Raw genomic sequence first — 9,583 nt, forward strand, 5'->3', positions numbered from 1 at the left:
TTTTTGTTTTTGCAAAAAAAAAACGAGTTTCATCTTAAAAATTACATCTTGTATAAACTAAGCCTCAAAAATCTTCCCCTTATCAAACAATGTCTATACAGCATCCTCTTGGTGGTAATCATAGCCTTGTTGTGTTTTTTGGCTTCCAATTACATCGATTATCGCATCACTGCCTTGTTGTTATTGATGACCGTATCAATAATAGCTATGTTTTTTGATATTATTCCCGTAGTAATGACGGCAGTATTAAGCGGTTTACTTTTAAATTACTTTTTTATCCATCCCTTATATACGTTTCATATTGATACTTCAGAGGATGTGTTGCTTTTTTTTGTTTACCTATTTATTGCTCTTGTCAATGCAGTGTTAACTTTCAACATCCGAGAAGCGGAGCAAAAAGCGAGAGACAAAGAAGAAAAAGAAAAAACCATACAGTTATACACTACCCTATTAAACTCGCTATCCCATGAGTTAAGAACTCCAATTGCTACTATTATTAGTGCTATTGATACGCTTAAAGATAACAACTGCAAACTCTCTACTGCAAATCATACAGTGCTTTTAGAAGAAATTGACAAAGCTAGCATTCGTCTAGACAGACAAGTAGAAAACTTATTAAACATGAGTCGTCTAGAAACAGGAATGTTACAACTTAATAGAGATTGGTGCGATATCAACGAACTGATCTTTACGGTGATTCAAAAAACTAAGGCTCTTGTAGAAGAACACACCATTATTTTTAATCCCGATGAACAAGTTCCCTTAGTCAAACTAGATAGCGGAATCATTCAAGAAGTCCTTCAAAATCTAATCAATAATGCGATTTTATATACCCCAACAAATTCAATAATTACCATTGAAGCCAAAACAGAACAAGATACTTGTATTATCACAGTTTCAGACAACGGACCCGGATTTCCTGTTGAAAAAATAGCGTTAGTTTTTGATAAATTTTACCGAATTCCTAATTCCAAAACCGGTGGAAGTGGCTTGGGCTTATCCATAGTAAAAGGATTCACCGAAGCTCATAATGGCACCATTCATTTGAAAAACCTTCCCAATTCGGGAGCTGCTTTCACTATAACATTACCAACTCTAACCTCCTATATAAATCAGCTTAAAAATGAATAAACCCGAAATACTCGTCATAGACGATGAAGCCCCAATTCGTAAACTATTACAAATCACCTTAGAAACCCATGATTATAAAGTACATCTTGCCGAAACCGCCAAGGAAGGCGTGTTACTCGCTATTAACCACCCTCCAGATGTCATCTTATTAGACATCAATTTGCCCGATAAAAGCGGGCACGATATGCTAAAAGAGTTGCGCACATGGTACAACAAAGGCATCATTATGCTATCGGTTCAAAACAGTGAGGAAGACATTGTAAAAGCTCTGGATAATGGAGCTACAGACTATCTTTCCAAGCCTTTTCGCAATGCCGAACTCTTAGCGCGTATCCGCGCTGTATTACGCAGAAATGATATAGTAAACGACGCAACCATCCAATCCTGTGGCGATATAAAAATTGACTTCGGCGCAAGAACAGTCTCCAAAAAGGACGAAATCATAAAACTTACCGCTACCGAGTTCAATTTAATGGCTTTGTTCATGAAAAATATTGGACGAGTGTTAACCCATCAATATATTCTAAAAGAAATTTGGGGACTACCCTACCAAACTGAAACACAATACCTAAGAGTATTCATAGGTACACTTCGCAAAAAAATCGAAGAACATCCTAATCACCCCCAACACATTATTACCGAAAGTGGTGTAGGATACCGCTTTACCTAAATCTTTATAAAATCTTTATATCCCACCATACATTCTTTATAACTTACTAATGCCTTTACCCTGAAATTTGTATCGTTAATTTTTTAAATCAATAAAAATAATGAATACAACAAAAAATGGTGGGGCTAATAAAGTTACGGTGGCCTCACTTTTGGTAGCACTCGGGATAATTTATGGCGACATAGGAACCAGCCCTTTATACGCATTAAGAGCCGTTATTGGAGATCGCCCTATTAGTGAAGCGTTGGTATACGGAGGCGTTTCTTGTGTCTTTTGGACCTTAGTTTTCCAAACCACGATCAAATACATTTGGATCACCCTGCAAGCAGACAATCATGGTGAAGGCGGAATTTTTTCATTGTATGCCTTAGTAAGACGTTACGGAAAAAAATTAGTAATTCCTACTATTTTAGGCGCCACTACATTGCTAGCCGATGGCATTATTACCCCTCCAATTTCCGTATCAACAGCCATTGAAGGTTTAGGATTAGTGAAAGGACTAGAAAAAATAATTGTCCCCGGAAATACCTTAACAATTGGAATTGTTGTAGCGATATTGTCTTTACTATTTTTCTTTCAACGCTTCGGAACGCAAATAGTAGGTAAAGCCTTCGGTCCTATTATGGCTGTTTGGTTTAGTATGTTATTCGTGGTAGGATTACATCAAATTAGCTTACATCCCGACATTATTCAAGCCTTAAATCCCTATTATGCCTATAATTTATTAGCTAATTATCCTCATGGTTTTTGGTTGTTGGGAGCCGTTTTTCTCTGTACCACAGGAGCTGAAGCACTGTATTCTGACCTAGGACATTGCGGTATAAAAAACATTCGCATTACTTGGATTTTTGTCAAAACAAGTTTAATCGTTTGCTACTTAGGTCAAGCCGCTTGGTTAATGCACCAAGGTCAACCCTTCTTGAACGGTAGAAACCCTTTCTTTGAAACTGTGCCTAATTGGTTTTTATTGCCCAGTATCCTAATAGCTACTGCAGCTACAATTATTGCCTCCCAAGCCTTAATTAGTGGTAGTTATACCCTTATTAGCGAAGGAATGAGTCTTAATTTTTGGCCTAGAGTAACTGTTAAACAGCCTAGTGACAGCAAAGGACAAGTCTATATTCCTAGTATCAATACCATTCTTTGGTTTGGTTGTATTCTAATGATGGTCTATTTTAAAGAAAGTGCCCATATGGAAGCCGCTTACGGATTTTCAATTACGGTAACCATGATGATGACAACACTATTGTTGAGTTATTTCATTTATTATCGTTTAAAATGGAAAAAAGCCTATGTCTTTTTGTTTTTAAGTATTTTTGCGGCTATTGAAATCGCATTCTTCATTGCCAATGTGGCAAAAATCAAAGAAAGATGGATGTTCTTGTTCTTTGAATTATTCATATTCACGATCATGTATGTTTGGTATTTCGCTCGTAAAATCAATAATCGTTTTACTAAATTCATTGAGTTGGGCAAATACAGCGCTAAATTATCGGAACTAAGTCAAGATGACGCTATACCAAAATTTGCCACACATCTAATCTATCTCACCAAAGCCAATAGAAGACACGAAATTGAAGAAAAGATTATAAAATCTATTTTCGCCAAAAAACCAAAAAGAGCCGATGTCTATTGGTTTGTGCACATCAATCGTACAGAAGATCCGTTTACGTTGTCCTATGATGTAACCGAATTAGTAGATGATAAAGTAATCAAAATAAACATCAATGTGGGCTTTCGAATTCAGCCTAAAACCGAACTTTACTTTAAAAATATTGTCAAAGAATTGGTGGCCAACAAAGAACTCAATTTACATATTCGCCCTGATGGTTCTAGTAAATACAATACCGAACCCGATTTTAAATTTGTAGTGATTGAAAAATTCCTGTCCATCGAAAATGAATTTGCACTAAGAGAAGGCATTCTATTAAATTCCTATTTCTTATTGAAACGTCTTGGATTAAGTGATGAAAAAGCTTTTGGTCTTGAAAAATCAGACATTGAGATAGAACAAATTCCATTAGTTTATCAACCCATTGAAAACATTCAATTGATAAGAGAAATTAGAAAATAAATGAATGAACCTAAGTAGGGAAATTGTAAAGTTGCCGTTCAAACTTTAATTTCCCTACTTTGTGTATTCCGATGCAAAGACACAAGGGAAGAAAATAAAAATAGGTGAACTTCCTCTTATAAAACAATACAATATATGAAACTATTTTTCTTCACAATAGTATCTTTTTTATGCACATGGACCTTATTTGGACAAAAGGATTCTATCAAATCTTTGCAATTCCAAGCCTATGGCGAATTGTATTATAGTTATGATTTTGACAATCCACAAAACCACGACAAACCAATATTTGTCTACAATCACAAAAGGCATAACGAAATTAATGTGAATTTAGCATTGGTAAAAGCTACTTATACTCAAGACAACATCAGAGCCAATGCTGCCCTCATGATGGGCAACTATGCACAATACAATCTAGCAGCAGAACCCAATTGGGCACAAAATATTTTCGAAACTAATGTGGGTTTTAAAATTTCAAAAAAACATAACCTATGGATTGATGCTGGCATTATGCCCTCTCACATTGGATTTGAAAGTGCCATTGGTGCCGATTGTTGGACCCTCACCCGAAGCATACTCGCCGAAAACAGCCCCTATTATGAAACGGGAATCAAAATGGCTTACACCAATCCTTCCGAAAAATTAAACATCTCTTTTTTACTTTTAAATGGCTGGCAAAAAATTAAAAAAACGGATGCGATTCAAAAACCTTCTTTTGGAATACAAATCTTTTATAAACCTTCCCAAAAGATAAGCTTAAATTATAGCAACTTCATCGGTACAGACAAAGCAGACAGCTTAAAAGCATGGAGAACCTACCATAATTTTTATGCTATAGTGGAGCCCTTTCCAAAATGGGGTATAATTGCTGGAGTAGATTTGGGTTCGGATCGAGATGTCAAATCTAAGTATAACATCTTATATGCTCCAATTATTATGCTTCGATTCAAACCAAAAGACAAATACAACCTAACGATAAGAGGAGAATATTATAACGATAAAAAACAACTCTTCATTACCACAAATACCCCTAATGGATTTCAAGTTTTTGGATGTTCTACCAATGTTGACCTGCAATTACAGGATAACGTTTGGTGGCGTTTTGAAATCAAAAAGTACCTCGCCAGTGACGCTATTTTCAATAACAACAACAACTTTTCTGCTACTTCCGCATTAACAATAAAAATATAGAAAACACTACTCTATCCGATTGTAATCAATTACATAACAAAAAAAGCCCAATCCATTTCGATTGGGCTTTGTCTTTCTCCTGCACAGGGTTTACAATAACGTCCAAAATCAAAGAAGTACAATTATACAATTCAAAACTTAGTTTACAACCAAAAGTTAAAGCAGTACAATTGGTTACCCAAAACAATTTTATGTAGAGGAATTTATCCTTGATCAACTTTAGTGTTAAAAATTACTTAAGTTAAAACAAAGCTGTTTTACATGATTCCTATTTATAGTAATTTCACAAAGTAGTAGCATTGAAACTATCTCCTCACATAAAATTATCGTATGAACAAATACATCACCATTTTTTACAGTATAGTTCTCGGGTTAATCACCAACCTTGGACATACACAGTCCTTAAAAATTATGTCCTATAATATCCGATTAGATTTAGCAAGCGATGGTGAAAACGCATGGCCCAATCGGAAGGATTTTTTAATGAGTCAGATTCAATTTTATGCTCCAGATGCTTTTGGTATCCAAGAAGCAACACCAAATCAAGTAGACGACTTGAATAGAGCGTTTAGTCAATATTATAGTGTTGGAATTGCACGTGAAGGCAAAAACAAAGGCGAAGCATCAACAATTTATGTTAAAAAAGATCGCTTCAAATTAATACAAACCAATACTTTTTGGCTTTCTTCAACTCCTGAAAGAATTTCCAAAGGCTGGGATGCTGCTTATAATAGAGTTTGTACCTATGCCCTATTAAAAGATAAAAAAAGTAAACAGTATTTCTGGATTTTCAACACCCATTTGGATCATGTAGGTGAAGAAGCCAAAACTAAAGGATTAACCTTGATCAGTAATCAAATCAATCAACTCAATACTCAAAAATACCCCGTTATTTTAATGGGCGATTTTAACACAAAACCTTCAGAAGAACGTATCGTTACTTTAAAAAACACAATGGACGATGCTAAAGAAATTTCTATAGAAAAACCTTTTGGTCCTGATGGAACGTTTAACGGATTCCAATACTCTTTCCCTGTAAAGGACAGAATTGACTATATTTTTCTGTCTAAAAACAATCCTTTTGAAGTCTTAAAATATGCCGTATTAACAGACGCTAAAGATTTAAAATTCCCATCCGATCATTTTCCTGTATTTGTAGAATTACGTGTAGCCTCTAAAAAAAAATAAAAAATAAACAGCATTTTTTTTCCAACGATTCAAATGATTCGCAAACAGCGCGCTTTTTAAACAAGTTTACACATAAAAAATACACTTCGGCTTTCACAAAATACTACCTTCAGACCTTTATTTTTTAAATACATAAAAATCTTTAGGTCGTAATTGCATTAATATTAAAACCATTAGTGTGAATATTTAATTTTTTTTTAAGTAAAATGTGTGTCCATTCAGAGAGAAAACATTCTTGACCAAGCATGTCATTAAAAAAAAATTTTTTTCTTCTTCTTTTACACTTAATGTAATTGCGTTTTTAAGCAACACACCTAAACAAGCATCCCTTGTTTTATTAATGATTTAACATTTTTATTGCAAATTTTACAACACTATACAGGCCTTGTTATAGTTAGTAAAATTTTTAATTTACTAATCCATTGATAAATATTTTATTTAATTAATTGCTAATCAGATATAAAAGTTATATTATTGTTTAAAATTTCCAAAAAACAATTTAAAATATAACAAAAATTATGACCAAAAAACTACTAACTAAAATTAAAAATCAAACCACCACAATTTTGATTTTTATGATGGTTTTGGGAGCTTTTGCCCAGAAAACACCACAAAAAATGTATTCCGAAAAGGAGTTGATTTCACTAGCAGAACGCTACATCAAAACACCAATCAAAAGAATTAAAAATTCAAATGGCGACGAGTTGGTACAAAGAAATCTGGACACCTATTTAATGGACATGTCTGTAATTTCTAAAAATCCAAAAGCAAATGCACACCAAAAACACAATGAGGAATTAGAATGTTCTCATAACAGTCATCTTTTGAGTGATTGGTTAAAAAAACCACAACCCTCTGTAGCTACCATGCTAAAATACTTTAGAAATGCCAGCAGAGAATTCAAGGTACCCGTCGAAATTTTAATGGCCGTGGGTCAAGTACAAAGTAACTGGGTTCAAGTACCAGGTTCATTCTATGGATCTTGGGGGGTTATGGGACTCATTGAAAGCGACAGAATTAATCAAATAGCGCAAGCGGCAAAAATGCTAAAAGTTACATCTGAAGCAATCAAAACGGATCCTCGAACTAATATTAGAGCCGCTGCGGCTTTACTAAGATATTATCAAAAAGATAAATCAGCCACAGACCTAGGAGCATGGTACGATGCTACACGACAGCTAACTGGCTTAACGGATGAAGCCATGAAAACCTCCTTGGCAGATAGATTTTACAAAGTAATCAAAAATGGTTCAAAATCCATAACCCTTTGGAAAGAAATCATCAATATTAATCCTTCAAAATACAGTGAAGTTTTAGTCCAAAAAAACATCACCAATAACGCTTCAAAAACCGCAAAAAGTACTGCCACAAATGCCGTTGATTATCCAACAGCAAAGGACAGAATCACCGCTTGTAATTACGGAGTAGGTCGCAATGGATATGGGGTTGATTATTATTTTGTTCATTACATGGCAACTGGTACATATGAAGGTGCTATTTCCTATTTTAATGATTGTAGTAGAACCACACCCACTTCTGCACATTATTGCATAAGAAATTCAGATGGCGAAATCTCACAGGTAGTTCGAGAAGCAGATCGTGCCTATTCACAAGGCGTTTCGGGTCAACCCCAATGGAATGGAGCTGGTGTAAGTACCGAACACGAAGTACTCGCAACCAATCTAGCCATGTGGGATAGTCAGCCCATGTTGGATGCCGCCGCCAGTCTTGCCATTGATGTATGCGACCGATACGGCATTTCAAAAACTAGAAGAGTGACGAACGGAAACAGAGCTATTTACGGACATAATGATGTAAATTCAGGAACCGATTGTCCTAATCTTACTACTGCGCGCTGGAATGTTTTATTGACTAAAATTGCAAACGGTGGAGTTAACTATATTCCCAACCCCACAGCTCCCACAGCCAATCAGCTTTACGTTAACACTCCCGTTACCTTTACTTGGACTTCCAATGTAACCAATGGTGATTACCGCTTGCAAGTATCCAAATCCAACACCGGATGGACCGATACCAACGGATTCACCTCGGCCACCACCCCCAACAGTACAGTGGTAGTCAACCAAACCACCAATACCACCACATCCTTTACTTGGGATCAAGTTAGCGCACAAGTAGCAGAACGCCCTCAAGGTGGCACTACCTACTATTACACCATCCGAAGCTATAGTGCCGCTACTGGAACTTCAAAATATTCTACACCCATTGCCTTTACGCCCAAAAGCATCAACTGTTCGGTGCCAGCCACCACCAGTGTAATCGTAGATAATCCCAATGCTACGATTGTGGGCACTTGGCTAACCTCTACTTCCACAGCAGGATACGAGGGAGCAGACTATATTCACGACAACAATACTAACAAAGGAGCTAGTACTGTAACCTATATACCAAACTTACCACAACGTGGAAACTATGAGGTTTTTGTAAAACATACCGCTGGTACTAATCGTGCAACCAATGTTCCTATTGATGTAATTCATGAAACCGGTACCACAACCACTACCGTGAATCAACAACTCAATAATGGCGTTTGGGTGTCTTTGGGCAAATACAACTTTACAGCTTCTGCCAATGATAAAGTCACCATAAGAACTACCGCTACTAATGGAGTAGTTATTGCCGATGCCGTTCGCTTTGTATTTATCGATTGTACCGAACCTTCAGGACAGCTTGCCGTGGCCGATTTCACAACTTCCAATACAACAATCTGCCCTGGCCAAACCATCTCCTATACCAACACCTCTACTAACGCCACTAGCTTCAATTGGTCCTTCCCAGGAGGTACTCCCGCATCCAGTACCGACCCAAACCCTGTGGTGACTTACTCTAATTCAGGTACTTTCAACGCCTCTTTAACAGCTAGTAATGCCTCAGGCTCCAACACCAAAACACTGACTGATGCTGTAGTGGTCAATCCTGCTTCAAGCATCACTTTAAGTTCGTCAACTGCAACCTCCAACCAGTCCGTGTGTTTGAATGCTGCCATAACCAACATTACTTACACCCTACACAGCACCGCAACCGATGCTACTGTTGTTGGACTACCAGCTGGGGTTACTGCCAATTTCAACGCCGGAACCCTAACCCTATCGGGCACTCCTACAGCTTTAGGTGTCTACAACTATACCATTACAACCATCGGAGGATGTAGTCCCGCAGCTAGCGCTTCTGGAACGATTACCGTAAATCCTTTTACCGAAGTTACCGCAGGATTCACCAGCCCTTATGTGGAAGTAGCCACAGGCGAATCACTTACACTAACCAATACTTCCACAGGAGCCACTTCCTATGCCTGGACTTTCCCCAAC

6 protein-coding genes are annotated in these 9,583 nt (G+C 36.8%); all 6 read left to right on the top strand.

The window, feature by feature from the left end; translation table 11 throughout:
* Positions 1 to 48: 48 nt before the first annotated feature.
* Complete coding sequence (locus ACZIX2_RS10665) at positions 49 to 1,131, top strand: sensor histidine kinase (RefSeq protein ID WP_463340071.1); 1,083 nt, start codon at positions 49 to 51, stop codon at positions 1,129 to 1,131.
* Positions 1,124 to 1,801 carry a response regulator gene (locus ACZIX2_RS10670; RefSeq protein WP_463340072.1) on the top strand — a complete coding sequence of 226 codons (678 nt, stop codon included), beginning with the start codon at positions 1,124 to 1,126 and terminating at the stop codon, positions 1,799 to 1,801. Before ACZIX2_RS10665 ends, ACZIX2_RS10670 begins: the two co-directional genes overlap by 8 nt.
* A 100-nt stretch (positions 1,802 to 1,901) precedes the next feature.
* A complete protein-coding gene (locus tag ACZIX2_RS10675) occupies positions 1,902 to 3,875 on the top strand; it encodes a KUP/HAK/KT family potassium transporter (RefSeq protein ID WP_463340073.1) in 1,974 nt (657 codons plus the stop codon).
* A 135-nt stretch (positions 3,876 to 4,010) separates the two neighbouring features.
* Positions 4,011 to 5,066, top strand: a complete 1,056-nt coding sequence (locus tag ACZIX2_RS10680; protein ID WP_463340074.1) for a porin — start codon at positions 4,011 to 4,013, stop codon at positions 5,064 to 5,066.
* A 330-nt stretch (positions 5,067 to 5,396) separates the two neighbouring features.
* Positions 5,397 to 6,254 carry an endonuclease/exonuclease/phosphatase family protein gene (locus ACZIX2_RS10685; RefSeq protein WP_463340075.1) on the top strand — a complete coding sequence of 286 codons (858 nt, stop codon included), beginning with the start codon at positions 5,397 to 5,399 and terminating at the stop codon, positions 6,252 to 6,254.
* A gap of 518 nt (positions 6,255 to 6,772) precedes the next feature.
* The coding region (locus ACZIX2_RS10690; protein ID WP_463340076.1) for a golvesin C-terminal-like domain-containing protein at positions 6,773 to 9,583 on the top strand (2,811 nt) is incomplete at its 3' end.

The sequence above is a fragment of the Flavobacterium riviphilum genome, assembly GCF_055231795.1.

Bases quoted from the DNA above. Each gene is read 5' to 3' on its own strand.
- ACZIX2_RS10675 (WP_463340073.1), top strand. From the start codon at position 1,902: ATGAATACAACAAAAAATGGTGGGGCTAATAAAGTTACGGTGGCCTCA.
- ACZIX2_RS10670 (WP_463340072.1), top strand. From the start codon at position 1,124: ATGAATAAACCCGAAATACTCGTCATAGACGATGAAGCCCCAATTCGT.
- ACZIX2_RS10685 (WP_463340075.1), top strand. From the start codon at position 5,397: ATGAACAAATACATCACCATTTTTTACAGTATAGTTCTCGGGTTAATC.
- ACZIX2_RS10680 (WP_463340074.1), top strand. From the start codon at position 4,011: ATGAAACTATTTTTCTTCACAATAGTATCTTTTTTATGCACATGGACC.